The following is a 24,444-nucleotide window of genomic DNA, read 5'->3' on the forward strand; positions in this document are numbered from 1 at the left end:
GGTGTAGTGTTCCCGAGTTCCTTCACCTGTCCGAGTCCAGAGGGAGTGCGGCGTGAAGCTGCCCGTCAAGGTGACGTCTGCCTTGTTCGCCTGCGGTGTCCTGCTCGCCTCGCTGACGGCCGCGATGCCCGCCGAGGCGGCCGCGATCTCCTGCGGCGACACGGATCTCCCGGTCACCGGCCCCGCCCTGCCCCCGCTGGTGCCGGGCGCGCCGGCGACGGTGCACGGCCGGCTCTGCCTGCCGGCGGGTGACGCCCCGGACACGGTCCAGCTGCTCGTGCACGGCGGGACGTACAACAGCGCGTACTGGGACCTGCCGTACCAGCCCGACCGCTACTCCTACCAGCGCGACATGGCCGCGCACGGCTACGCGACCTTCGCCGCCGACCAGCTCGGCGCCGGGGCCAGCAGCCACCCGCTCAGCCTGCCGCTGTCGGTCTGGGCGGCGGCCGAGTCGATGCACGAGGTGGTCGGCCACCTGCGGGCCGGGCACGTCGGCGGCGTGCCGTTCGCGAAGGTCGTCATCGTCGGGCACTCGGTCGGGTCCGGGGTGGTCGCGGTCGAGGCCTCGACCTACCACGACGTCGACGGCGTCGTCCTCACCGGCATCACGCACCTGCCCGCCCTGCCGGTGCTGGCGCTCGGCGCGGCGCTCGGCCTGCAGCCCGCGCTGCTCGACGGGCAGCTCGGCCGGCTGGGTAGCGACCCGCTCTACTTCACGACGAAACCGGGCGCGCGGGCCGGGTTGTTCTACGCGGCGGGCGATGCCGACCCGGGCGTGATCGCCGCCGACGAGGCGACCAAGGACCAGGTTTCGGTGCCGGGGATGGGCACGGTCGCGTTGTTCGGGATCGTGCTCCCGGCGACGAAGGGAATTACCGTACCGGTTTTCCAGGTGGTGGGGGAAAAGGACGTCCTTTTCTGCGGGCTGCTCGCCCTGCGTGACTGTTCGGACGCCGGCGTGCTGCGCGCGCAGGAGGCGCCGTATTACGCCGATCCGTCGAACTTGTCGATGTACGTCCTGCCGGGTGCCGGTCATTCCGTTGCGTTGCACGCAAACGCGGCGGACTACCGCGACGCCACCCGGTCGTGGCTGCGGGATCGCCTGGCGATCGCTCCGCAGGGTTATCACTCGATTGGATGAATGCTGTTTCGTGCGCCGGACACAATTTCGCGCCAAGATATATCGGCTACCCCGACCGGAGTTTACTGAGCCCCAGGACAGGCTGAGGTGACCGCTCCCCATCCCCGTGGTGACGACCCGCGGAAGAAGCCGTCCGCCGAACGCGCGGCGAGACGGCTCGGCACGCTCGCCCGCAAATGGGGTTACCTGATCTCCACCACCGCGTACCTGCCGCACACGCCCGAGGAGATCGAGCGCGAGCTGGCAGTGCTGGTCGGCAGGCTGTTCGACGCGGTCGCGAGCGAACCGCCGGACCTCGGCGAGGCCGCCGCCGCGGGCGGACGGCTCGTCGAGCTGCGCTGCGTGGGCGCGGAAAGCCTGCGCCGCACCCTCGAAGTGCTCGGCAAGGCGCTGCTGCGCGAGCCGGAGCTGCGGCACGTCGACGGGCTGGCCGAGCGCGTGGTGCTGGTGCTCGGCGCGCTCAGCTCGGGCTACGGCGAGATGCTGCGCGAAGACATCCAAAAGCGCCAGGAAGGCCTGAGCCGGGCGCTGCTGAAGGTCGAGCAGGAGACGCGCCAGAAGCAGGTCATCACGCGCGCGCAGTTCGAAGAGGTGTTCGCGGGTTCGGCCAGCGGCGTCGCGCTCACCGAGCTGGACGGCCGGGTGCTGCGGGCCAATGCGGCGCTCGCCAAGACGCTCAACCGCACTCCCGCCGAGATCGCCTCGATGACGCTCTTCGACCTGGTCCACCCGGACGAGGTCGAGCAGCTGCGGGAGTCCTACGCCGAACTCGTGGCCGGCCGGCTGCACCGGCTGCGCGTCGGACGCCGGCTCGTCGGCCGGGACGGCGAGCCGATGTGGGCGACCTTCGCCGCGTCGGTCGTCCGCGACGCCCTCGGCACGCCCCGGCAGCTGATCACCATCGTCGACGACGACACCGAGGTGTCGCTGCTGCAGCGACGGCTGTCGCACCAGGCCCTGCACGACGTGCTCACCGGGCTGCCGAACCGCCAGTTCTTCAGCACCCGCCTGGAAACCCTGCTGCGCGACGCCGACGCGGCCCGCGGCGTCACGCTGTTCCACCTCGACCTCGACGGCTTCTCGCAGATCACCGGCGGCCTCGGCCAGGACCTGGGCGACCGGGTGCTGCGCGGCGTCGCGGCGAAGCTGAAGGCGGTGTTCGACGGCGAAAAGGCGCTCGTGGCGCGCCTCGGCGGCGACGAGTTCGGCGTGCTGGTGCAGAACACGGCCGAGACGCCGGGCGTGCTGACGCTCGTCCGGAAGATCACCCACGAGCTCGCGGAGCCGGAGTACGTCGACGGGCACCGCGGGGTCGCGGTGTCGGCCAGCATCGGCGTCGTCCACCGGCCGCCGCGCGACATCTCCCCGGCCGAGCTGCTGCGCGCGTCGGACCTGACGCTGCGGCGCGTCCAACGGGCCGGCAACCAGTGGGGCCTGTTCGACCGCGAGCTGGACCGCCGCGACCGCCACGACTTCGGCCTCGCCGCGGCGATGGCGGGCGCGTGGGAGAACGGCGAGATCGAGGTCCGCTACCGCCCGCTGGTGGACGCGCGGGACGGCGCGGTCCGGGGCGTCGAGGCGCGGCTGCGCTGGAACCACCCGGCCGAAGGCGTTCTGTCGCACGAGACGTGCGTGCGGCTGGCGGGCGAGACGGGCCTGGCGCTGCCGCTGGGCACGTGGCTCCTGCGCACGGCGGCCGAGCGCGTCGTGGCGGCCGGCGTCACCGTGCCGCTGACCGTCGAGCTGGCCGCGCACCAGGCCGCCGACCCCGAGCTGGTCGGCGAGATCCGCGGGGTGCTGGAATCCACCGGCCTGGAGGCGGACCGGCTGCGACCCGGCTTCCCGATGGCTTCGCTGACGGCGGCGACCGGGGACGCGGCGGACAACCTCAAGGTGCTGGCCGAAATCGGCGTGGGCGCCGAGATCCACGAGTTCGGCGACGTCACGTGCCTGACGGAGTTCCCGGCCCGCGCGGTCCGCGTGGCGGCGCACATCGCCGAGCGGCGTGAACACCCGCTGGTGGAGCACGCGCTGACGGCCCTGGTCGACGCGGCCCACCTGGCCGGCGCCGAAGTCGCCGTCACCGGAGTCGCGACCGAGGAAGAGGCCGGGTGGTGGCGCGAGCGCGGTGCGGACCGGATGTGCGGCCCGCTGTTCGCCGCGCTGCCGGACGGCCTGCCGTCCTGAGGGTTCAGATCCGGACCAGCACCTCGTCGAGGGACTTGCGCCGCAGGTCCGGCACCACGCAGTCGTCGGCCGGGTAGCCGACCGGGATCACCGCGAACGCCTTTTCGTTGCGGGGCCGGCCGAGCAGCTCGCCGAGGAACCGCATCGGCGACGGCGTGTGTGTCAACGCCGCCAGCCCGGCGACCTGCAACGCCGTCAGCAGCATGCCGACCGCGATGCCCACCGACTCGTCGACGTAGTAGTGCTTGCGGACGCCGCCGTCGTCGTCGAGGGCGAACCGTTGCTGGAACACGACGATCAGGTACGGCGCGTCGGTCAGGTGGGGCTTCACCGCGTCCGTGCCCAGCGGCCGCAGCGCGTCGAGCCACGCCTCGCCGAGCCGGCCGTCGTAGGAGATCCGTTCCTCCGCCTCGGCGGCCTCGCGGAGCCGCCGGCGCACGTCGGGATCGGTGACGAGGACGAACGTCCACGGCTGCTGGTGCGCCCCGCTGGGGGCCGTGGACGCCACCGCGATCGCGTCGAGCACCGCGCGTTCGGGGACCGGGTCGGGGGAGAACATCCGGACCGACCGCCGCGCCTCCATCCGCTGCCGCAGCGCGGCGGCCTGGGCGAGCGCTTCGTCGTCGGGCAGCCGGGCGGGCCGGTAGGGGACGGGGTGGAAGGTCATGTCCGGATTGTGGCGGGGGACACGCCTGCGGCAGCAGGGCCGAACGTGCGATTTACGACGCAGACGCGTTCGATATACGGACAGTAAGGTGATCCTTGCTTTGTTTTTTACGCCGAACGGCACAATGTAACTAGGCCATTCGGACCTGTCGCGTGAAGTGACCTCCTCATTACCCTCCAGTAGTCAGTGGTGCCGATCACAGTCGCCGGAGGAGGCCCCATGGCGTCGCGCGTCCGAGGACCCGGCTCCGAAGACCGGCGCGAACTGCGGCTCAGGCACATCGCCGGCTGCCTGTCCTGCACCCTCAAGTGCGGGTACTGCGGGCTGCCGGTGCGGCTCACCGGACCGGGCGCGCACCCCGGTTACGGCGTGGTCGAAGAAGTCACCGGGGAACTGGTGCTGCTGCACCGGTTCTGCCGCGGCGCGCTCGGCCGCTGCGGGACGCGGGGATGCGTGCTGCGGCGCGCCCACCTCGGCCGCGCGACCGAGCAGTACGAAACCGGCCGCCGCCGTCCCGGGCGCTACCAGCGCCTCGGCGTCCGCCGGTCGGCCGACCTCGATCTGTACCGGAAACACTGGCGGGTCGCGAAGATGCGGTACGCGTGCAAGGCGTGCCGCTACTACACCGGCTCGCACTGAGCCGTTCCTTCCAGCACGTCACGGAGGACTCGTGCTCGTTCGTCTCATCCTCGGCCTGCTCATGACCGTCGTCGGCCTCGCCGTCGCCGGCAAGCGGGTGGCGTTCCTGTACCGGCTGATCAAGGCCGGCCAGCCGGACACCAAGCGGTCCGACGACCTGGGTGCCCGGCTCTTCGCGCAGGTGCGCGAGGTGTTCGGCCAGCGCAAGCTGCTGAAGTGGTCAGTGCCCGGCCTGGCGCACTTCTTCACGTTCTGGGGCTTCGTGATCCTCGCTTCGGTGTACCTCGAGGCGTACGGCGCGTTGTTCGACGAGAAGTTCGCGATCCCGTGGATCGGGCACTGGGCGGTGCTCGGCTTCCTGCAGGACTTCATCGCCGTCATGGTGGCCGTCTCGCTGGGCGTGTTCACGGTGATCCGCATCCGCAACGCCCCCGAGCGCAAGGACCGCGCGTCGCGATTCTACGGCTCGCACACCGGCGGCGCGTGGCTGATCCTCGTCATGATCTTCAACGTCGTCTGGACGATGTTCTTCTTCCGCGGCGCCTCCTCGGCGTCCGGCAACTTCCCGTACGACAACGGCGCGTACGTCTCGCTCGGCGTCGGGAACCTCCTGCGGCCGCTCGGGCACTCGACGACCGAGGTGCTCGAGACCGTCGGGCTGCTGCTGCACATCGGCGTCATGCTGGTGTTCCTGTCGATCGTGCTCTACTCCAAGCACCTGCACATCTTCGTCGCGCCGATCAACGTCTCGGCGAAGCGGCTGCCGGACGCGCTCGGCCCGCTGCTGCCGATGGAGTCCGGCGGCAAGCCGATCGACTTCGAGGACCCGGGCGAGGACGACACGTTCGGCCGCGGCAAGATCGGCGACTTCACGTGGAAGGGCATGCTCGACTTCGCCACGTGCACCGAGTGCGGCCGCTGCCAGTCGCAGTGCCCGGCGTGGAACACCGGGAAGCCGTTGTCGCCCAAGCTCGTCATCATGAACCTGCGCGACAACCTCTTCGAGGAGGCGCCCTACATCCTCGCGGGCACCGAGCACGAGGAGGCGCGCCCGCTGGTCGGCCCGGAGGCCGACGGCGGCGTCATCGACCCGGACGTGCTCTGGTCGTGCACCACGTGCGGCGCGTGCGTCGAGCAGTGCCCGGTGGACATCGAGCACGTCGACCACATCGTGGACATGCGCCGCTACCAGGTGATGATCGAGTCGGCGTTCCCGACCGAGCTGGGCGGGCTGTTCAAGAACCTGGAGACCAAGGGCAACCCCTGGGGCCAGAACAACTCCGAGCGGCTGGCCTGGACGAAGGACCTCGGCTTCGACGTCCCGGTCTTCGACGGCGAGCTTGCGGAAGACGTCGAATACGTCTACTGGGTCGGCTGCGCGGGAGCGTTCGACGACAACGCCCGCAAGACGGTCCGCGCGACGGCGGAGCTGCTGCACATCGCCGGCGTCAAGTACGTGGTGCTGGGCAAGGAGGAGTCCTGCACGGGCGACCCGGCGCGCCGGGCGGGCAACGAGTTCCTGTTCCAGATGATGGCCCAGCAGACGGCGGAGACGCTCAACGCGGTGTTCGAGGGCCGCGAGCCGCGGCTGCGCAAGATCGTCACGACGTGCCCGCACTGCCTCAACACGCTCAGCCGCGAGTACCCGGACCTGGACGGGCACTACGAGGTGGTCCACCACACGCAGCTGCTCAACCGCCTGGTCCGCTCCGGAGTGCTGACCCCGGTGAAGCCGGTCGAGGACGGCCCGCGCGTGACCTACCACGACCCGTGCTACTTGGGGCGTCACAACAAGGTGTACACCCCGCCCCGCGAGCTGGTCGGCGCGACGGGGGCGTCTTTAGCGGAGATGCCTCGCCACGCGGACCGGGCGTTGTGCTGCGGCGCGGGCGGCGCACGCATGTGGATGGAGGAGCAGATCGGCAAGCGCATCAACCTGGAGCGAGTGGACGAAGCGATCGCGACGGACGCGGAGACGATCGTGACGGGGTGCCCGTTCTGCCGGGTGATGCTGACGGATGGGCTGGTGCAGCGGCAGAGCGAGCAGAAGGCGGAGAACGTGGATGTCCGCGATGTGGCTCAGTTGCTGCTGGAACGGGTGAAGGCCCCGGAGGCCGCGCCCAAGCCCTGACGTTCACCCGTTCGCCGCATATCTTCCCGCCGCGGCCCGCCTCTACCCCGAGTCGGGCCGCGATGGGAGGGGCGATGGAACATCCAGTGACGATCGAGACGCTCGAAGGGGCCGTTGCGCGGCTGGAGGTGCGGCGCGGCTCGTGGCTTGTCGGACGCGGGCCGGAAGCGGATCTCCGGCTGTATTCGGACGGGGTGAGCCCGCTGCATGCCCGGCTCCGGCGTGATGCGCGCGGGACCTGGGTGTCCGACGACGGGTCACGCGGCGGCACGCGCGTCAACGGTGATGCGCTGGCGCCGAGGCAGGCGCGGCTGCTGCGCGACGGCGACCGGGTTTCCTTCGGTCCCATCACGACCGTCTACTCGGACCTGCGGGCGGTCGGGGACGAGCAGCCGGTGTTCGCCGTGGTGCCCGTCCCGCGGACGGGCACCGTCGCGCTGATGGTCGGCCCCGTCCTGTTCGTGACCGGGTTCGGCTTCGGGGCGGCCCGCGTGCTCAAGCACTTCGACGCCCGGCCGGAGTTCGGGGTCACGCTGCTTCTGGTGGGGGTCGCGCTCTCGGCGCTCGGATTCGTGCGGGCGCGCCGGAGGAGAGTGCGTTAGCCGTCCACAGTGGAAGCGACCACAGTGGACGGTGACGTCGTCGCCGGGTTCCGTCGGCCCAGCTCCGCCGTCGGGACGCGGTGGGTCTCCCGGGCCGTCGCCGCAGCCAAAGCCGCCAGCACGCAGACCGCCGCCGTGAAGATCGCCACGCCCAGCCAGTCCGCCTTGGCCGAACCGATCGCCGCCACCACGCTCGGGGCGAAACCCGCCACCGCGAAGCCGATCTGGGTGCCGATCGCCATGCCGGACAGGCGGACGCGGGCGGTGAACATCTCGCCGTACAACGACGGCCAGACGCCGTTGACGCCGGAGTACGCCACGCCGAAGAGCGCGATGCCCAGCACGAACAGCAGCGCGTACGACCCGATCGAAATCGACCACAGGTACGGGAAGATCAGGACCCCGCACAGCAGGCACCCGGTGATGAACACCGGCTTGCGTCCGACCCGGTCGGCGAGCCCGGCCAGCAGCGGGATCGCCGCCAGCGCGACGATGTTCGCGAGCACGCCGACCCACAGCATCGGTGTGCGGGCCAGGCCGATCGTGTTGACCGCGTAGCTCAGCGCGTACACCGTGAAGATCGTGCTCACCGAGGCGATCGTCGCCGCGACGACCACGCGCAGCACGTCCGCCCAGTTGTCGCGGAAGAGGATCGCGACCGGCAGCTTCGCGACCTCGGTGCGTTCGAACACCGGTGTCTCGTCGAGCTTGCGGCGGATGACGAACCCGACCACCACGACCGCCGCGCTGCACCAGAACGGCACCCGCCAGCCCCACGTGAGCAGCTGGTCCTTCGGCAGGGCGGCGACCGGCAGGAAGATCGCCGTTGCCAGGATCTGGCCGGCTTGCGTGCCGCTCAGGGTGAAGCTGGTGAAGTACGCGCGCCGCCGTTCCGGGGCGTGTTCCAGGGACATCGAGTTCGCGCCGGCCTGCTCGCCGGACGCCGAAAGTCCCTGCAGCAGACGCAGAAGCACCAGCAGGATCGGCGCCAGGACACCGACGCTCCCGTACGTCGGCAGGCACCCGACGGCGAACGTCGCCACGCCCATCAGCAGCAGCGTGAACACGAGGACGCGCTTGCGGCCGAAGCGGTCGCCGACGTGGCCGAGGATGAACGCCCCGACCGGCCGCGCCAGGTAGCCGACGCCGAACGTGGCCAGGGCCAGCAGGGTGCCGGTCGCGGGGGAGGAGGCGGGGAAGAAGACCTTGTTGAACACCAGCGCGGCGGCGGTCCCGTAGATGAAGAAGTCGTAGTACTCGAGCGCGCTGCCGATCCAGGCGGCCAGCGCCGCCTTGCGGGGCATCGATCCGGTCACGGGGATGAGCTCCTGACGTCCGTGCTTCGTTGCTCAGAGTCGGCGGGGAAGCAATGTACGGTCTAGTTAGTTAATAGAGAGTGCGAGACTGTGCCCCGGGTGTCAAGAGGGGGATTTCAGGCGGTCAGGTAGTCGATCACCAGGTCGCCGAGCATCTTCCGGTAGTGCTCGCGCCGGGCCGGGTCGAGCATGTCGCGGCCGAAGATCGCCTGGAACGTATGGCGGTTCGCCAGCCGGAACACGCAGAACGAGCTGATGATCATGTGCACGTCGAGCGCGTCGACGTCGTCGCGGAAGCGGCCGGCCGCGCGGCCGCGCTGGAGGACCACCGTCAGTCCGCCGAGCGCCGGGTCGGCCAGCCCGGCCAGGATCTCCGACTGCGCGAGGTGCTCCGCGTTGTGGATGTTCTCGATGCTGACCAGCCGGATGAAGTCCGGGTTCGCCTCGTGGTGGTCGAAGGTCAGCGCGGCCAGCTGCCGTAGCGCGTCCTCGGGGTCCAGGTGCTGGACGTCGAGCTGTCGCTCCAGCGACCGGATCGTCGAGTACGCCTTCTCCAGTACCGCGAGGTAGAGCTGTTCCTTGCCGCCGAAGTAGTAGTAGATCATCCGCTTGGTCGTGCTGGTGCGGGCGGCGATCTCGTCGACGCGGGCGCCGGTGTAGCCCTTGTCCGCGAACTCCCGCGTGGCCACCGCGAGGATGTCCGCGCGAGTCCGTTCCTTGTCGCGCTGGCGTTCGGCCTCCGACGACGGTGCGGCCACCGGGCTCCCTCCACTGCAGGTCAACGGCCCCACTCTAGCCCAGCCCTTCCGCCGGCGCGGTCGCCGCGCTAACGTGAACGCACTAGTTCGTACATTAATCCGGAGGGCGACCGCGTGACCAGCTACCTGATCGGACTCGTCGGCACGGGCATCGGGCCGTCCGCCAGCCCGGCGCTGCACGAGCGGGAAGCCGACGAGCTCGGCCTCCGCTACCTCTACCGCCGCCTCGACCTCGATGTGCTGCGCCGCCCGGTCGCCGACGTCCTCGCCGCCGCGAGGCTGGCCGGGTTCGACGGGCTCAACGTCACGCACCCGGCCAAGCAGCTGGTCCTGGAGCACCTGGACGAACTGTCGCCGGAAGCCGCGGCACTCGGCGCGGTCAACACCGTCGTCTTCGACCGGGGCCGCGCGATCGGGCACAACACCGACGCGACCGGCTTCGCCCGCAGCCTCACTCGCGGCCTGCCGGACGTCCGGATGGACGAGGTCGTCCTGCTGGGCGCCGGGGGAGCGGGGGCCGCGGTCGCGCACGCGTTGCTGTCCCTGGGCACCGGCCGGCTCACCGTCCACGACGTCGCCCCCGAGCGCAGCGCGAAGCTCGTCGACGCGCTGCGGCGGCGGTTCGGCGCCGGACGAGCGGAAACCGGTGACCTCGACGCGATCCCCCGCGCCGACGGCCTGGTGCACGCGACCCCGACCGGGATGGCCGCCCACCCCGGCTCGCCGCTCCCGGCCGGGTACCTGCGGCCGGAGCTGTGGGTCGCCGACATCGTCTACCGCCCGCTGGAGACCGCGCTGCTGGCCGAGGCCCGCGCCCGCGGCTGCCGCGTCCTGCACGGCGGCGGCATGGTCGTACTGCAGGCCGCCGAGTCGTTCCGGCTGTTCACCGGCGTCGAGCCGGACCCGGCGCGGATGCTGCGCCACTTCGACGCCCTCGAAGGGGAGGCCGCCCGTGCCGCCTGAACCGCGTACCGCGATCGCCACCGTCTGCCTCTCCGGGACCCTCGAGGACAAGCTCGCCGCGGCCGCCGCGGCGGGCTTCGACGGCGTCGAGCTGTTCGAGAACGACCTGGTGGTCTCGCCGTCGAGCCCGGCCGAGATCCGCCGCCGCTGCGCGGACCTCGGCCTCTCGATCGACCTCTACCAGCCGTTCCGCGACTTCGAAGCCGTCCCGCCGGCCGTCCACGCGGCCAACCTCCGCCGCGCGCGGCACAAGTTCGACGTCATGGCCGAGCTCGGCGCGGACACCGTGCTGGTCTGCTCGTCCGTCTCGCCGGACGCGATCGACGACGACGAGCTCGCCGCCGAGCAGCTGCACGCACTCGCCGAGCTGGCCGCGACGCGGGGGATGCGGATCGCCTACGAAGCGCTGGCCTGGGGCCGGCACGTGAGCGGCTACGAACACGCGTGGCGCATCGTGCGCCGGGCCGCGCACCCCGCCCTCGGCGTGTGCCTGGACAGCTTCCACATCCTGTCGAAGGGCCACGACCCGGCGCCGATCCGCGCGATCCCCGGCGACAAGATCTTCTTCCTGCAGCTCGCCGACGCACCCGAGCTGCCGATGGACGTCCTGCCTTGGAGCCGCCACCACCGGCTCTTCCCCGGCCAGGGCGACTTCGACCTGACGGCGTTCACCGGGCACGTCCTGGCCGCGGGCTACCGCGGCCCGCTGTCGCTGGAGGTCTTCAACGACGTGTACCGGCAGGCCGACCCGCGCCCGGCCGCGGTCGACGCCATGCGGTCGCTGCTCGCGCTGCAGGATTCGCTCGGCGTCCGGGACGTGCCGGCCGCGCCGGCGCTGGCCGGCCACGCGTTCGCCGAGGTCGTCACCGACCCGGGCGCGGGGAAGGTCCTGGCGTCGCTCGGCTTCGCGCGCACCGGGATCCACCGGACCAAGCCGGTCGAGCTGTGGGAGCAGGGCGACGCCCGGGTGGTGGTCAACGAAGGCGGCGCGGCGCACGGCGCGGTCGGCGCGGTGGCGCTGGCCAGCACCGATCCGGCCCGCTCGGCCCGCCGCGCGGAAGCGCTGCTCGCGCCGGTCCTGCCGCGGGTGCGCGGCCCGCGCGAGGCCGACTTGGCGTCGGTCGCGGCGCCGGACGGCACCCAGGTCTTCCTCTGCGGCGACGACTGGCGCGACGACTTCGTGCACACCGGCGAAACGGCGGCCGGCGCGGGGATCCTCGGCATCGACCACGTGGCGCTCACCCAGCCCTTCGACCACTTCGACGAGGCGGCGCTGTTCTACCGGTCGGTGTTCGGGCTGACGCCGTCGCCGGTGGCCGAGTTCGCGGCGCCGTTCGGGTTGGTGCGCAGCCGCGCGGTGGCGGCGGGGGAGGTCCGGCTGACGCTGGACAGCGCCCTGGTCCGCCGCGGCGAATGGGCGCCGGCGGTCCCCGAACCGCAGCACGTGGCGTTCGCCTGCGTGGACGCGCTCGCGGCGGCCGCGGCGATGCGGGCCGCGGGCGCGCCGCTGCTGGCGATCCCGGCCAACTACTACGACGACCTCGACGCCCGTCTGGACCTGCCGCCCGCGCGGCTGGCCGGGTTGCGGGAGCACTCGGTGCTGTACGACCGCGACGCGCACGGCGAGTTCCTGCACTTCTACACGGCGCTGGCCGGGGCGCGGGTGTTCTTCGAGGTCGTGCAGCGGATCGGCGGGTACCGCGGGTACGGGGTGGCCAACGCCCCGGTGCGGATGGCCGCCCACCGCGCGCGCCGAGGTGCCGGCTCACCCGCGACAACGACGGTGTGAGGGCGTACTGCCGGCGAAAACCGTAGAACGCGCGTGACCACCGCCCCGGGAAGCCTTTCCCGGGGCGGTTTTCGTTGCGCGGACTTCGTGCGGCCGCGCGGATTTCCCGCTGCCCAGCGGTGAAAAACGGCCCGGACACCTTCCTATCAGGACGACTTCCGCCGCCCGCTCGTCAGTCCCTGGTAACCGTCCGGCTACTGCGCGTACAACTCCCCGGTGCGTTTACAACGTTCCGGCAACCGCCTTGACACCGCCTGTGGTACGTACCACTCTAACCCCAACATTGGTCTACACCATTTGGGGCGCTCGGCCACGGTGGCCGGGCATGGAAAGGACGGCATCGAGTGAAACGCTGGCTCAAGCTGGCGGCGGGCGCCGCCGCACTCACCCTCGCGACCGCCGGCTGCGCGGGTTCCAGCGGCTCGGACACGGCCGCTTCGTCGAGCGGCGCTCCGGCGCAGCTCAGCGGCACGGTCACGGTCTGGCTGATGACGGGCTCCGCGCCCGCCACGCTGACCGACGCGCTCAACAAGGAGTTCGAGACCGCGCACCCCGGCGTCAAGGTCAAGTACGAAGTCCAGCAGTGGGACGGCATCCAGCAGAAGCTGACCACCGCGCTGGCCGGCGGCACCCCGCCGGACGTCATCGAGATCGGCAACACGCAGACCGCGGCGTTCGCCTCGCAGGACGGCGTCCTGACCGACCTCTCCGGGGACAAGGCCAGCTTCAACGGCGCGCAGTGGCTGAAGGGTCTCGCGGACTCCGGCACCTACGACGGCAAGACCTACGGCGTCCCGTTCTACGCGGCCAACCGCGAGGTCATCTACCGCAAGGACATGTTCGAGCAGGCCGGCATCACCAAGACGCCGACCTCGAACGACGAGTGGATCGACGCGATCGGCAAGCTGAAGACCAAGTTCGGCTCCGACCCCGACTTCCAGGCGCTCTACATGCCGGGCCAGAACTGGTACGCGCTGCTGTCGTTCATCTGGGACAACGGCGGTGACATCGCCCAGGCCGACGGCAAGAACTTCAAGGCGACGCTGGACAGCGCCGGTGCGAAGGCCGGTCTGGACTTCTACAAGAAGCTCGTCGACACCTCCGGCACCAAGGCGCCGAAGGACGCGGACGAGGCCAAGCCGCAGCAGGCGACCGTCTACGGCGCCGGCAAGGTGGCCATGATGATCGGCCTCCCGTGGGAGCTGGCGACGGCCGCGAAGACCGACCCGAGCCTGACCGGCAAGACGGGCGCGTTCGCGATCCCGAGCAAGAACGCCGGCCAGAGCGCCCCGGTCTTCCTGGGCGGCTCGAACCTGGCCATCCCGGCCAACAGCAAGAACGTGGCCGCGGCCAAGGAGTACATCAAGCTGCTCTCCAGCCCGAAGTACCAGAGCCAGCTCGCCGCCGCCGGCGTCGTGCCCGGCACGTCGACCGACCTCACCGGCCTGGACAAGGACCCGCTGGGCAGCGTGATGGCGAAGGCCTCCACCAACGGCAAGGCCGTGCCGGCCAGCCCGAAGTGGGGTGACGTGGAGTCCGGCCAGAACCCGGTCAAGGACATGCTGACCGCGTACCTGACCGGCAAGAAGACGCTCGACCAGGCGACCGCCGACGCCAACGCAGCGCTGAACAAGCTCATCGGCGGATGACAGCGACCGCGAATGTGACGATGCCGGCGGGGGCGACCCCGCCGGCATCGCCGCGCGACGCGGGGGTCAAGCGGCGCAAGCGGGGCCGGTTCGGCGACCGGGTCCTCCCGTACCTGCTGCTGCTCCCCGCGTTGGCGGCCATCCTCGTCCTGCTCGCCTGGCCGCTGGTCCAGGTGCTCGCGATCAGCTTCCGCAAGCTCGACATCGGCCAGCTCGTCTCCGGCAAGACGGTCTGGATCGGCTTCGACAACTACACCAACACGCTTTCCGACCCGGAGTTCTGGACGGTCACCTTCCGGACCCTGGTCTTCACCGCCGCGATCGTGGCCGCCACCATCCTCGGCGGCCTCCTGCTGGCGGTGCTCATGCGCCACCTCGGCCCGGTCGTGCGGATCATCGTCCAGGTCACGCTGGTGCTGGCCTGGGCGACGCCGGTGATCGCGACGACCACCGTGTTCCAGTGGATCTTCGACGAGCAGTACGGGATCCTCAACAAGACCCTCGACCGGCTCGGGTTCCACGGCTTCATCGGCTTCTCGTGGTTCTCCAGCGGCGCCAGCACGTTGTCGGTGATCGGGCTGCTCATCGTGTGGCAGGCCGTGCCGTTCGTGACGTTCTCGCTGTACGCGGGCATCATCGGCGTCTCGCGCGAGCAGTACGAGGCCGCCGGCATCGACGGCGCCAGCGCGTGGCAGACGTTCCGCGCGGTCACCTGGCCCGCGATCCGGCCGATCACCACGATGGTGACGTTCCTGTCGGTGCTGTGGGACTTCAACGCGTTCGCCCAGATCTGGGCGATCCGCGAGGGCGGTCCCGACGGCGAGAGCACCACGCTGGCCGTGGTCCTCTACCTCAAGGGCATCGCGGGCAACCACTTCGGCGCGGCGGGCGCGATCGCGACCCTGATGCTGATCGTGCTCGCGCTCATCACCGGGCGGTACATCCAGCTGCTGGTCCGGACCCCGGAAGGTGATCTCAAGTGAGGAAATCGCTGCCGCAGCGGATCGTGCTGTCGGTCGTCGGCATTCTCGTCGCGCTGCTGATCGTCTTCCCGACGTACTGGATGTTCGTCACGTCGCTGCGCACGCCCGGCGAGATCCTGTCGCCGAAGTACGACCTGATCCCGACGTCGTTCTCGTTCGGCAACTTCGCGACGGCGCTGGGCAAGGACAACTTCCCGGTCTACCTGATGAACAGCCTGATCGTCACGGTCGGCTCGGTGCTCTGCGCGCTGGTCGCCGGGACCCTGGCGGCGATCCCGCTGTCGCGGCTGCGCTTCACCGGCCGCAAGGGCTTCCTGGTGCTGGTCATGGTGGCGCAGCTGGCTCCCGTGTCGGCGCTGTTCATCCCGCTGTTCCTGCTGATGCGGGACGCCGGGCTGCTCAACACGCTGCCGTCGCTGCTGCTGATCTACTTCGCGACCACGCTGCCGTTCACGGTCTGGATGCTCTACGGCTTCGTCAACGGGATCCCGTACGAGCTGGAAGAGGCCGCGATGATCGACGGCTGCAGCCAGACCGGCGCGTTCCGCCGGGTCACGCTGCCGCTGCTCGGGCCGGGGCTGGTCACGACGTCGGTGTTCAGCTTCATCACGGCGTGGAACGAGTACCTGTTCGCGCTGGTGTTCATCCAGGACAAGCCGAAGGAGACCCTGCCGGTGTGGCTGGCGTCGTTCCGCACGGCGTTCGCCACCGACTGGGGCGGCGTGATGGCCGCGTCGGTCATCTACGCGATCCCGGCGCTGGTCTTCTTCCTGCTCGTGCAACGCAAGCTGGTGTCCGGCGCGACCGCCGGCGCGGTGAAGGGGTAGCGGTTGACCACACCGGAGAAGCTCGCCGAAGCCGTCCTCCTGCCCGGGTTCGCCGGGACCACCGCGCCGGACTGGCTCCGCCGCCGGGTCGCCGACGGCCTGGGCGGGGTGGTCCTGTTCGGCCGCAACGTCGTCGACGACGAGCAGGTCGCCGCCCTCACCGCGCAGCTGCGGGGTGAGCGCGACGGCGTCGTGGTCGGGATCGACGAGGAGGGCGGCGACGTCACCCGCCTCGACGTCAACACCGGGTCGTTCGTGCCGGGGCCGCTGGCGCTCGGCGCGGCCGACGACCCGGAGCTGACCACGGCGGTCGCCGCCGCGCTCGGCGAACGGCTCGCGGCCTGCGGCGTCACGCTCAACCTGGCGCCGTGTGCGGACCTGACCCTGGCGGCCGAGGACCCGATCATCGGCGTCCGGGCCTTCGGGTCCGACCCGGCGAAGGCGTCGCCGCACGTCGCGGCGTACGTGACCGGGCTGCAGAAGTACGGCGTCGCGGCGTGCGCGAAGCACTTCCCGGGCCACGGCGCGGCGACCGAGGACTCGCACGTCGCCCTGCCGGTGCTGCCGCGGACCGTGGAAGAGCTGCGGGAGATCGAGCTGGTCCCGTTCGCCGCGGCGATCCGGGCCGGGGTGCGCTCGGTGATGTCGGGCCACCTGGTCGTCCGGGCGTGGGGCGACGAGCCGGCCACGCTCAACCGGGTGGCGCTCACCGAGGTGCTGCGGGGCGAGCTCGGCTTCACGGGCGCGGTCATCACCGACGCCCTGGAAATGGGCGCGGTGTCCGGCGCGTACGGCCGGCACGACGGCCTCGGCCGCTCCGCCGTCCGGGCGCTGGTGGCGGGGGCGGACGCGCTGTGCTTGGGCGGCGCGGCGTTCGAGGCCGAACACCTGGACGCCTGCGTGTCGGCGATCGTGGCCGCGGTCGCGGCGGGGGAGCTGCCCCTGGAGCGGCTGGCGGAGGCGGCGTCGCGCACGGCGGCGCTGGGCACCGACCCGGCGCCGGCCTCGGTGGGCCCGGTCGACCGGCGGCTCGGCCTCGAGGCGGCGCGCAAAGCCCTGCGGATCACCGGCGAGCCCCGGCTGGCCGGGCCGCCGCTGGTGGTCGACGTCCAGACCGAGCCGACGATCGCGGCGGGCCCGATGCCGTGGGGCCTCGGCGCCCACCTGGCCGAGCTGGTGCCGGGGACGCGGGCGATGACCGCGACCCCGGACGACGTTTCGGCGGTCCTGGAAGCGGCGCGGGAGGTCCGCAGCGTCGTGGTGGTCACCCGGGAGGCGCACCGGCACCCGCGGGTCCGCGAGCTGCTGGCCGCGTTGTCCACTGTGGACTTCATCCGGGTGGAGACCGGGGTACCGGGGCCGCCGGATGGTGCCGGGCCGCGGATCGACACGTTCAGCGGTTCCTGGGTCAGCCTGCGCGCCGCCGCGGAATATCTCGCCTGAAAGCGGACGAAACCCCGCGACAATGCCGGGGTTTCGTCCGCTTTGCCGTATCTCCACGGGCTCGGCCGCGATTTGTACGGGCCTTGTACCGGCGGTCCCCATTCTGTTCCCACACCGGAAAACTGGAGGACGGAAGCATGAACATGGGGATCCTGAAGCGGATGGCCGGGGTGGCCGGCATCGCCGCGGCGATCGCGGTCGTCGGGGCGAGCCCGGCCTTCGCGGCGTCGGGCACCGTGCACACCGACTCGGGCGCCGCGCTGACCGTGCGGGCCACGCCGAGCACCGGCGGGAGCGCCGTCGGCTCCATCGCCGACGGCACCGCGGTGACCATCAGCTGCCAGACCAACGGATCGACCGTCGACGGCAAGTACGGCACCTCGGACATCTGGGACAAGGTGGGCAACGGCTACGTCAGCGACGCCTACGTCTACACCGGCTCCGACGGCCGCGTCGCGCCGGACTGCGCGGGCTCGACGCTGACCTGCACCACCGCGGGCACCGGCGATTCGAAGTCCTGTGCGCAGGCGGTCGCCTACGCCAAGACCCGGATCCACACGAACGACCTCGCCTCCTACGAGGGCTGGTGCGACCGGATCAACGCGCAGAACTACGGCTGGTCCGCGTCGGGCTCGGAGACGGCCTACGTCCACTGGACGCAGATCCCGGCCTCGTTCAAGCACCCCGGTGACTACCAGGTCCCGGCCGGCGGGCTCGCGTTCTTCAAGAGCAGCGGCGCGGGCCACACGATGATCTCGATCGGCGGCGGCAAGTTCCTGTCGAACGACATCAACGGCTACGGCAGCTACACCGAGACGACGATCGCGCAGATCAAGAGCAAGTGGGGCCAGACCTACCTCGGCTGGTCGCAGCCGTGGTTCAAGGTGAACCACTGACCCGCTGAGGCGGGGGAGCGGGTCTCGCCGGCCCTGGGGGCGGCGAGACCCACCCACCCGGCGGCCACCCGGTCACCTGGCCGCGCGGTCACCCGGCTGCCCGGCGACCTGGCCACCCGGCCGCCCGGCGACCTGGCCGCTCGGCGACCTGGCCACCCGGCTAGCTGGCGACCTGGCCTGCGGCCGCCGGGCCGTGCGCCGCGAAGACCTCAGCCCGGTTCTGTCCGGCATCCCCGGCCAGGACTGGATGGATGAGGTCGACTTCGCGGGGTGGGGACCGCGACCAGGCTCGGCGCCGCGCGGATTCCGGCACTGCCCACCATCCCCGGGCAGCGCCCGGTTCGGCGCCGGCCACCGCAAGGAAACCGATCGGCCCCTGCCCACCTCCCCCGGGCAGGGGCCGTTCCGCTCAGCCGCCCGGCTTCAGGTGGTGCAGCACGAAGATCCCGCCCACCGCCGGCCGGTCCGCTCGCTCGTGGTCCGTGGCCACGTACTCGTCCAGCACCGCCAGGATCCGGCGGTCCAGCTCCTCGACCTCGTCCGGCGACAGGTGCAGCAGGAACTTCTCGTGCACTGCCACCGACTCGGGCCCGGCCGCCCGGAGCTCCTCCTGGAAGATCTCGATCGGCGCGAACCTCGTCTCGGCGTCGGCTTCGGACAGCGGCCCGTCGAGCCACCACGTCTCGTTGTTGGACTTGTACGGCTTCTCGAGCGCCCCGCTGGCACCTGTCCGGACCGGGGCCGGCTCCAGCAGGCCCGCCGCCACCAGCTGGCGGACGTGGTGCAGCACCGTGCCCGGGTCGCGGTCCAGTCGGTCGGCCAGCTGCTTGTTCGTCAGCTCCTCGACCAAGCACAACCGCATGATGCGCAGCCGCAGGGGGTGGCCGAGGGCCTTCGCCTCCTCCGGCGTCGCCGGGCGCCGGCGGCGGGGTTCCGTCATGATCGGAGCGTAGTCCATCGATGGAATCGCGTCACATCGATGGAGGAAACCCCATCGATGTGCGATCCTCCATTCATGACCACCGCGTTCTGGCGGCTGTGGACCGCGGCCGGCCTGTCCAGCCTCGCCGACGGCGTCCTCAAGGTCGCGTTGCCGCTGGTCGCGGTCGGCTACACCCGCGAGCCGGCCCTCATCGCCGGGCTCGCCTTCGCCTTCAGCCTGCCGTGGCTGCTCCTCGTGCTGCCCGCCGGCGCATTGGTCGACCGCCTCGACCGCCGCCGCGCGATGCTCGCCGTCAACCTCGTCCGCGGCGGGCTCCTCGGCGCTGTCACGCTGCTGACCGTCTTCGGCGCGGGCTCGATCTGGGCGCTCTACGTCGTCGCCGTCGGGGTCGGGTGCGCCGAGACCCTCTACGACACCGCGGCGCAGTCGATCGTCCCGCAGGTCGTCGGGCGCGAGCAGCTCGCCCGCGCCAACGGCCGCATGTTCGCCGCCGAGCAGACCGCCAACGAGTTCGCCGGCCCGCCGCTCGCCGGACTGCTCGCCGCCGCCGGGGTCGTCGCCGCGCTCGTGACGCCGGTGGCGCTGTGGGCCGTCGCCGTCGCGGCCCTGCTGCTCGTGCGCGGCGAGTACCGGATCCCGCGCGAGCCCCGCACGACCCTGCGCGCCGACATCGCCGAAGGGCTGCGTTTCCTGCTGCGGCACCGGGTGTTGCGGACGTTCTCGCTCATGGTCGGCACGTTCAACTTCGCCACCGGCGCGACCTTCGCCGTACTCGTCCTCTACGCGGTCGGGCCGGGCTCGGCGATGGGCTTGTCCGCACCGGCGTTCGGCCTGCTGATGGCCACGAGCGCGGCGGGCGGGCTGACCGGGTCGCTGGTCGCCGAAGCGGTCGAACGCCGTTTGGGCCGGGTTCGCGCGCTGTGGATCTCCTGGCTCATCGGCGGGCTTTCGGTCGGCACGCTCGCGGTGACCGCGAACCCGTACGCCGTCGGCGCGGGCTTCTTCCTCGGCGGCACGGGCGTCATGGTGTCGAACGTCGTGATGGTGTCGCTGCGCCAGCGGCTCACTCCCGACCGGCTACTCGGCCGGCTCAACAGCAGCTACCGCCTGGTCGCGTGGGGCACGAAGTCCCTCGGAGCGCTCGCGGGCGGCGCGATCGCGCAGGTCGCCGGGCTGCGCGCGGTGTTCGTGGTGATGGCGGTGCTGGCTTTCTCCGTCGTGGCCGGCCTGCGCGTGGTGACCGAGGAGGCGCTCGATCAGAGCGGATGGGTTGCCACGTAGGAGTTCTCGCCCCGCGACAGGGCCGGCGACGCGGGTGCACCCCGCGCCGCCGGCTTCGCGAGCGTCACGCCCGGCAGGTCTTGCCGCGGTTCACGCAGTTGACCAGCCCGTTCATGATCCGCTGCGACATCACGTTGGCGAAGTCGTCGTGGTCGGAACCCGGGTTGTGCTTCTCCTGCGGGAAAGCGTCCACTTTGTACTGCTTCTTGACCTGGATGTCGTGCGGGATGTCGTAGGTCAGCGAGATCTGCAGCTGCGGTACGGCCTTGAACCCCTTGGCGCACTGGCCGAACTGGTCCGGGAACACGATGTGCGTGCGGTGGTTCGTGCTGTCCGTGTTCTTCCCGTCCCAGCAGCTCGGGAACGTGTGGATCCGCTTGACCTTGCTGTTCTGCGGGCAGATCGGGTACTTGTCCGTGACGCGGTTCTCGAACCCGGTGCACGTCCAGCTCGCGCGGGCGTTGGCCGGCCCGTTGGTCGAGACCTTCGCGTCGCCGTAGAGAACGCGCAGGAACTTCGGCATCGCCACGACCTTGCCGACCGGGCTGCCGCGGAAGGTGATCTGGACCTTCTGCGGGCGCAGGATCTTGCCGTCGTTGCCCGGCAATTCGTTGTTCTCGTCCTGCCCGGGCAGCGCGCCGCCCGCCGTCGTGCTCGGCGGCGGGGTGGGCGTGCCGGTGTCCTTGCCCGGCTTCGGCGCGCACTGCGCGAGGCCGCCCAGGTCCTGCGGCTTCGGCGCGAACCGGCCGATCGCGATGGCGATGCGGTCGATGATCGCGGCACGGCGGTCCTTGAGCGGGTTCAGGATCGCGTTCTGCACGAAGTTCGCGCCGCCCTGGCCCTGCGTCGCCGCGATGCGCTGGTTGGCCTCGTCGGTCTGCGTGTCGAGCTGGTCGAGGTTGCCGTCGACCTCGGCCATCGCCTGGTCGGGCACGTCGGCGAGCTTGCTGGCGACGTCCGGGCAGGCGACCTGGACGGTCTTGGCCTCCTGGTCGGCCTGCACGCGGTCGCCGTCCGGCTTCTTCGCGGGCTCGTTCTTCTCCTTCTCGCCGGTGTCGATGCGCACGACCGGCCAGAAGTAGGCGGACTTGTCGCCGTTGCGGCAGGTGGTGCCGGCCTTGACGAGGCTCTTGTTGTTCGAGTCGGCGTTCGTCGAGAGGTTGCCGACGTAGTCGTGCAGGTGCTGGGCGCCGTTGCGGACGCCGGGCTGGGCGATGAAGTTGTCGGGGTTGAAGTGGCCGTTCTCGTTGCGGCCGCAGTCGACGGTGAAGGTGCCGGTCGACGCGCCGTAGACCGGGCGCGGGTCGAACTGGTTCGGCTGGACCTTGAGGATGTCGACGAAGAACGCGGGGTTCGCTTCGTCGGCGCTCGCTTCACCGGTGTTGCCGGTGGTCGTCGCGACGACGATGCCGCCGACCGCGATCGCGAGCGCGAAGCCGCCGGTCGCGATCTTGGTTCTGCGGGAAATGCGATGGCGCCCTTGGGTGCGGGACATGGATCCTCCGGGTGTCGGGCTGGCGGGAACGCGCGACACTGGCGGTGCGAGCCCAGGCTCGTACCCACCAGGTACTGCGTCGGCGGGACGGAACGACGGCCGCGCCGGCCACCGACCCGACATCGGTGGGTGCGCGGCCACCTGCCCGTGGCCACGCCGACAACCGGCTGGTTATCGTTCCGTGATGGAAGCTACACCGGGGCTTGACACCGGGCAAGAAGGTATTTTCGGTAATCACGAACCGTCATTCCGGGTTCTCGTCTGCGTAGCCGGGCGCGGGCGCGAAAAGGCGCGGGAAATCGACGAAGAATGGTGTACGCGAAAAACGCGGGCGCGCGGGCACGCGGCTGGATCACGCTGGATCGCCGCGCGTGTCCCTCTCCGGCGTACTCGGGTGTGCGGTCATCCTGGGGCGCTGACCGGGGCGTTGTCCAGCTTCCGAGGATGTGGCGAAAAACTTTGAACCGATCCGAACCCGCGTCCGTATCCCTGGGTGAGACCCGCCGAATGCCCACCGGCCGAATGCCGCTCGCAGCGGGGGCGGAACCGTGGCGCGGGTGAATGACCCATTCCGGTCCGCCGCCGATCCGAATGCGCAGTTCACGTCAATGCAGGGCCGCCGGAACCGCCGGGATCGCGGAAAGGGCCGAGTCCAGGCGGTGGCCGACCGCGTGGCCCACCTGGTCGCGCAGCGCCGCCAGCTTGTCCACGTCGATGCCCGTCGCGATGCCTTCGCGGTGGAAGAAGTCGACCAGGTCGTCCGTCGCGACGTTGCCCGACGCCCCCGGCGCGAACGGGCAGCCGCCGAGCCCGCCCAGCGCCGAGTCGAAGCGGCGGATGCCGAGCGACAGTCCTTCCCAGGCGTTGGCCGCCGCGCGGCCGTAGGTGTTGTGCAGGTGCAGCCCGAGCGGGACGTCCGGCAGTTCGTCGCGCACCGCGGCGACGGTCGCGCGCAGCTGCCCGGGCCGCGCCGCGCCGATCGTGTCGGCGAGGTGGACGACCCGCGCGCCGAGCCGGCCCAGCCGCGCGGCCACGTCGGCCGTCCGGTCGGGATCGGTGTCGCCGTCGAACGGGCAGACGAACGCCGTCGCCACCGATGCCTCGATGGCGACGCCCGCCTCCGTGAGCAGCGCAGCGCACGCGGCCAGCCGGTCGAGCGCCGCGTCCGTCGGGACGCCCGCGTTGGCGGCGCTGTGGCCGTCGCTGGCCGAGACGACCAGCCGCACCGAGCGGGCTCCGGCCTCGATCGCCTGCCGGGCCCCGCGTTCGGTGAAGACGAGCGTGTGCAGGACCGCCGGGGCGTCCAGCAGCGTCCGCAGCACCTCGCCGGTGTCGGCCATCTGCGGCACCCGGCGCGCGGAGACGAACGAGCCGACCTCGAGCGACCGCACGCCCGCGTCGACGAGCCCGCGCGCGAGCCGCACCTTTTCGTGCGAGGGCACGGTGATCGGCTCGTCCTGGAGGCCGTCGCGCAGGACGACCTCGGTGAGGAGGACTTCGGTCATCAGATCACTCCCGTTTCGCGGAGGCGGGTGACCGCCTCGCCGGTGACGCCGAGCTCGGCGAGCACGGCCTCGGTGTGTTCGCCCAGCTCCGGCCCGAGGGCGCGGGTCCGGCCGGGCCGCTCGGTCAGTGCCGGCACGATGCCGGGGAAGGTGACTTCGGCGTCGTGGCCGGGTACCCGGTGCCGCTCGTGCATGCCGCGCGCGGTGAAGTGCGGGTCCTTCGCGATGTCGGCGGCGGTCAGGATCGGTCCACAGGGGACGGACGCCGCGCGCAGCACGGCTTCGGCGGCTTCCTGGGTGAGCGTCGCCGTCCACGCGCCGATCGCGTCGTCGAGCAGCCCGGCGTGGGCGACCCGGCCGGCGTTGTCCGCGAACCGCGGGTCGTCGGCCAGGTCGGCGCGGCCGACGGCGTGCATCAGGCGGCGGAAGATCGCGTCGCCGTTGCCGCTGACCACGATGTACTTGCCGTCGGCGCAGGGGTAGGTGTTGGACGGCGCCACCCCCGGCAGCGCCGAACCTGCCGGTCCGCGCGTGACGCCGAACGCGTCGTAGTCCGGGATCAGCGACTCCATCAAGGAGTAAACGGCTTCGTACAGCGCGACGTCGACGACTTCACCGGGGGTGCTGCCCGGCTCGCGCTCGCGGCGGAGCAGGCCCATCAGCGCGCCGATCACCGCGTAGAGCCCGGCGACCGAGTCGGCAAGGCTGACCCCGACGCGCGTCGGCGGCCGGTCGGGGTAGCCGGTGAGCGCGCGCAGGCCGCCGATCGCCTCGGCGACGCCGCCGAAACCGGGCCGGTCGCGGTAGGGCCCGGTCTGGCCGTACCCGGAGACGCGGACGACGACCAGCCGCGGGTTGAGCGCGCGGAGCTCGGCCGGGCCGAGGCCCCAGCGTTCGAGGGTGCCGGGGCGGAAGTTCTCCAGCAGGACGTCGCTGCGGGCGGCAAGCGCGCGGACGAGCTCCTGGCCTTCGGGACGGCGCAGGTCGACGGTCATCGAACGCTTGTTGCGGCCGAGCGCGCGGAACAGCAGGGACGTGTCGCCGGCGTGCAGCCGCCAGCGCCGCAGCTCGTCGCCGGTGCCCGGGCGCTCGACCTTGACGACGTCGGCCCCGAAGTCGGCGAGGAGCCGCCCGGCGGTCGGTGCGGCGACGAAGGTGCCCAGCTCGACGACGCGGATGCCGGATAGGGGTCCGGTTTGCTGACTCATGCCCGACTCCAAACCACG

General features: G+C 71.4%; 20 protein-coding genes. 13 read left to right on the forward strand and 7 right to left on the reverse strand.

Annotated features, from left to right (window positions below):
* Nucleotides 1–52: 52 nt before the first annotated feature.
* Together ACZ7OH_RS34835 and ACZ7OH_RS34840 are read left to right on the forward strand one after the other, a co-directional pair.
* A complete protein-coding gene (locus ACZ7OH_RS34835) occupies nucleotides 53–1,144 on the forward strand; it encodes an alpha/beta hydrolase (protein WP_470284731.1) in 1,092 nt (363 codons plus the stop codon).
* 87 nt (nucleotides 1,145–1,231) lie between these two features.
* Entirely contained in the window at nucleotides 1,232–3,331 is a 2,100-nt protein-coding gene (locus ACZ7OH_RS34840) for a putative bifunctional diguanylate cyclase/phosphodiesterase (protein WP_470284732.1), read from the forward strand.
* Between the two features lie 4 nt (nucleotides 3,332–3,335).
* Here the strand turns inward: ACZ7OH_RS34840 and ACZ7OH_RS34845 are convergent, their stop codons facing one another.
* On the reverse strand, nucleotides 3,336–3,998 hold the full coding sequence (locus ACZ7OH_RS34845; protein ID WP_400906083.1) for a nitroreductase family protein: 663 nt from the start codon (nucleotides 3,996–3,998) through the stop codon (nucleotides 3,336–3,338).
* 219 nt (nucleotides 3,999–4,217) lie between these two features.
* On the opposite strand from ACZ7OH_RS34845, the gene ACZ7OH_RS34850 reads away from it, so the two are divergent.
* From ACZ7OH_RS34850 to ACZ7OH_RS34860, 3 genes are all read left to right on the forward strand, one after another.
* Entirely contained in the window at nucleotides 4,218–4,637 is a 420-nt protein-coding gene (locus ACZ7OH_RS34850; RefSeq protein ID WP_372664697.1) for a hypothetical protein, read from the forward strand.
* Nucleotides 4,638–4,668: 31 nt separating this feature from the next.
* Nucleotides 4,669–6,768, forward strand: coding sequence for a (Fe-S)-binding protein (locus tag ACZ7OH_RS34855; RefSeq protein ID WP_470284733.1), 2,100 nt, complete (start codon nucleotides 4,669–4,671; stop codon nucleotides 6,766–6,768).
* 74 nt (nucleotides 6,769–6,842) lie between these two features.
* A complete protein-coding gene (locus ACZ7OH_RS34860) occupies nucleotides 6,843–7,370 on the forward strand; it encodes an FHA domain-containing protein (protein WP_470284734.1) in 528 nt (175 codons plus the stop codon).
* Here the strand turns inward: ACZ7OH_RS34860 and ACZ7OH_RS34865 are convergent.
* Together ACZ7OH_RS34865 and ACZ7OH_RS34870 are read right to left on the reverse strand one after the other, a co-directional pair.
* A complete protein-coding gene (locus ACZ7OH_RS34865; protein ID WP_470284735.1) occupies nucleotides 7,367–8,686 on the reverse strand; it encodes an MFS transporter in 1,320 nt (439 codons plus the stop codon). The two genes, ACZ7OH_RS34860 and ACZ7OH_RS34865, sit on opposite strands and share 4 nt — an antisense overlap.
* Before the next feature lie 116 nt (nucleotides 8,687–8,802).
* Nucleotides 8,803–9,444 (reverse strand): TetR/AcrR family transcriptional regulator, encoded by a 642-nt coding sequence (locus ACZ7OH_RS34870; RefSeq protein ID WP_470284736.1) that lies wholly within the window; start codon nucleotides 9,442–9,444, stop codon nucleotides 8,803–8,805.
* Nucleotides 9,445–9,558: 114 nt separating this feature from the next.
* Here ACZ7OH_RS34870 and ACZ7OH_RS34875 point away from each other — a divergent pair, with 114 nt between their 5' ends.
* The 7 genes from ACZ7OH_RS34875 to ACZ7OH_RS34905 all read left to right on the forward strand — a co-directional run bounded on the left by ACZ7OH_RS34875 (nucleotide 9,559) and on the right by ACZ7OH_RS34905 (nucleotide 17,994).
* Nucleotides 9,559–10,407 carry a shikimate dehydrogenase gene (locus ACZ7OH_RS34875; RefSeq protein ID WP_470284737.1) on the forward strand — a complete coding sequence of 283 codons (849 nt, stop codon included), beginning with the start codon at nucleotides 9,559–9,561 and terminating at the stop codon, nucleotides 10,405–10,407.
* Nucleotides 10,397–12,196, forward strand: a complete 1,800-nt coding sequence (locus ACZ7OH_RS34880) for a TIM barrel protein (RefSeq protein WP_470284738.1) — start codon at nucleotides 10,397–10,399, stop codon at nucleotides 12,194–12,196. The genes ACZ7OH_RS34875 and ACZ7OH_RS34880 overlap by 11 nt, the downstream gene beginning before the upstream one ends.
* Before the next feature lie 344 nt (nucleotides 12,197–12,540).
* Complete coding sequence (locus tag ACZ7OH_RS34885; protein WP_470284739.1) at nucleotides 12,541–13,845, forward strand: sugar ABC transporter substrate-binding protein; 1,305 nt, start codon at nucleotides 12,541–12,543, stop codon at nucleotides 13,843–13,845.
* Nucleotides 13,842–14,828: a carbohydrate ABC transporter permease gene (locus tag ACZ7OH_RS34890; RefSeq protein ID WP_400906107.1), complete on the forward strand. Its 987-nt coding sequence runs from the start codon at nucleotides 13,842–13,844 to the stop codon at nucleotides 14,826–14,828. The genes ACZ7OH_RS34885 and ACZ7OH_RS34890 overlap by 4 nt, the downstream gene beginning before the upstream one ends.
* Entirely contained in the window at nucleotides 14,825–15,655 is an 831-nt protein-coding gene (locus tag ACZ7OH_RS34895; protein ID WP_400906109.1) for a carbohydrate ABC transporter permease, read from the forward strand. The genes ACZ7OH_RS34890 and ACZ7OH_RS34895 overlap by 4 nt, the downstream gene beginning before the upstream one ends.
* Nucleotides 15,656–15,658: 3 nt before the next feature.
* Entirely contained in the window at nucleotides 15,659–17,098 is a 1,440-nt protein-coding gene (locus tag ACZ7OH_RS34900; RefSeq protein ID WP_470284740.1) for a glycoside hydrolase family 3 protein, read from the forward strand.
* A 137-nt stretch (nucleotides 17,099–17,235) separates the two neighbouring features.
* Nucleotides 17,236–17,994 carry a hypothetical protein gene (locus ACZ7OH_RS34905; protein ID WP_470284741.1) on the forward strand — a complete coding sequence of 253 codons (759 nt, stop codon included), beginning with the start codon at nucleotides 17,236–17,238 and terminating at the stop codon, nucleotides 17,992–17,994.
* 409 nt (nucleotides 17,995–18,403) lie between these two features.
* Here ACZ7OH_RS34905 and ACZ7OH_RS34910 read toward each other — a convergent pair whose 3' ends face one another.
* Nucleotides 18,404–18,934, reverse strand: coding sequence for an ArsR/SmtB family transcription factor (locus ACZ7OH_RS34910; protein ID WP_470284742.1), 531 nt, complete (start codon nucleotides 18,932–18,934; stop codon nucleotides 18,404–18,406).
* Nucleotides 18,935–19,009: 75 nt separating this feature from the next.
* Here ACZ7OH_RS34910 and ACZ7OH_RS34915 point away from each other — a divergent pair, with 75 nt between their 5' ends.
* On the forward strand, nucleotides 19,010–20,218 hold the full coding sequence (locus tag ACZ7OH_RS34915) for an MFS transporter (RefSeq protein WP_470284743.1): 1,209 nt from the start codon (nucleotides 19,010–19,012) through the stop codon (nucleotides 20,216–20,218).
* Nucleotides 20,219–20,282: 64 nt separating this feature from the next.
* On the opposite strand, the gene ACZ7OH_RS34920 is transcribed toward ACZ7OH_RS34915, so the two are convergent.
* The 3 genes from ACZ7OH_RS34920 to ACZ7OH_RS34930 form a co-directional block, all read right to left on the reverse strand.
* Nucleotides 20,283–21,713, reverse strand: a complete 1,431-nt coding sequence (locus tag ACZ7OH_RS34920) for a DUF1996 domain-containing protein (RefSeq protein ID WP_470284744.1) — start codon at nucleotides 21,711–21,713, stop codon at nucleotides 20,283–20,285.
* Nucleotides 21,714–22,318: 605 nt separating this feature from the next.
* Nucleotides 22,319–23,218 (reverse strand): hydroxymethylglutaryl-CoA lyase, encoded by a 900-nt coding sequence (locus ACZ7OH_RS34925; RefSeq protein WP_470284745.1) that lies wholly within the window; start codon nucleotides 23,216–23,218, stop codon nucleotides 22,319–22,321.
* A complete protein-coding gene (locus ACZ7OH_RS34930; RefSeq protein WP_470284746.1) occupies nucleotides 23,218–24,426 on the reverse strand; it encodes a CaiB/BaiF CoA transferase family protein in 1,209 nt (402 codons plus the stop codon). Before ACZ7OH_RS34930 ends, ACZ7OH_RS34925 begins: the two co-directional genes overlap by 1 nt.
* Nucleotides 24,427–24,444 lie beyond the last annotated feature (18 nt).

The organism is Amycolatopsis sp. NPDC114478 (genome assembly GCF_055633805.1).

Excerpts from the sequence above, each read along its gene's own strand:
- ACZ7OH_RS34845 (WP_400906083.1), bottom strand. The coding sequence starts at position 3,998 with ATGACCTTCCACCCCGTCCCCTACCGGCCCGCCCGGCTGCCCGACGAC.
- ACZ7OH_RS34850 (WP_372664697.1), top strand. The coding sequence starts at position 4,218 with ATGGCGTCGCGCGTCCGAGGACCCGGCTCCGAAGACCGGCGCGAACTG.
- ACZ7OH_RS34860 (WP_470284734.1), top strand. The coding sequence starts at position 6,843 with ATGGAACATCCAGTGACGATCGAGACGCTCGAAGGGGCCGTTGCGCGG.
- ACZ7OH_RS34890 (WP_400906107.1), top strand. The coding sequence starts at position 13,842 with ATGACAGCGACCGCGAATGTGACGATGCCGGCGGGGGCGACCCCGCCG.
- ACZ7OH_RS34905 (WP_470284741.1), top strand. The coding sequence starts at position 17,236 with ATGAACATGGGGATCCTGAAGCGGATGGCCGGGGTGGCCGGCATCGCC.
- ACZ7OH_RS34910 (WP_470284742.1), bottom strand. The coding sequence starts at position 18,934 with ATGACGGAACCCCGCCGCCGGCGCCCGGCGACGCCGGAGGAGGCGAAG.
- ACZ7OH_RS34915 (WP_470284743.1), top strand. The coding sequence starts at position 19,010 with ATGACCACCGCGTTCTGGCGGCTGTGGACCGCGGCCGGCCTGTCCAGC.
- ACZ7OH_RS34920 (WP_470284744.1), bottom strand. The coding sequence starts at position 21,713 with ATGTCCCGCACCCAAGGGCGCCATCGCATTTCCCGCAGAACCAAGATC.
- ACZ7OH_RS34925 (WP_470284745.1), bottom strand. The coding sequence starts at position 23,218 with ATGACCGAAGTCCTCCTCACCGAGGTCGTCCTGCGCGACGGCCTCCAG.
- ACZ7OH_RS34930 (WP_470284746.1), bottom strand. The coding sequence starts at position 24,426 with ATGAGTCAGCAAACCGGACCCCTATCCGGCATCCGCGTCGTCGAGCTG.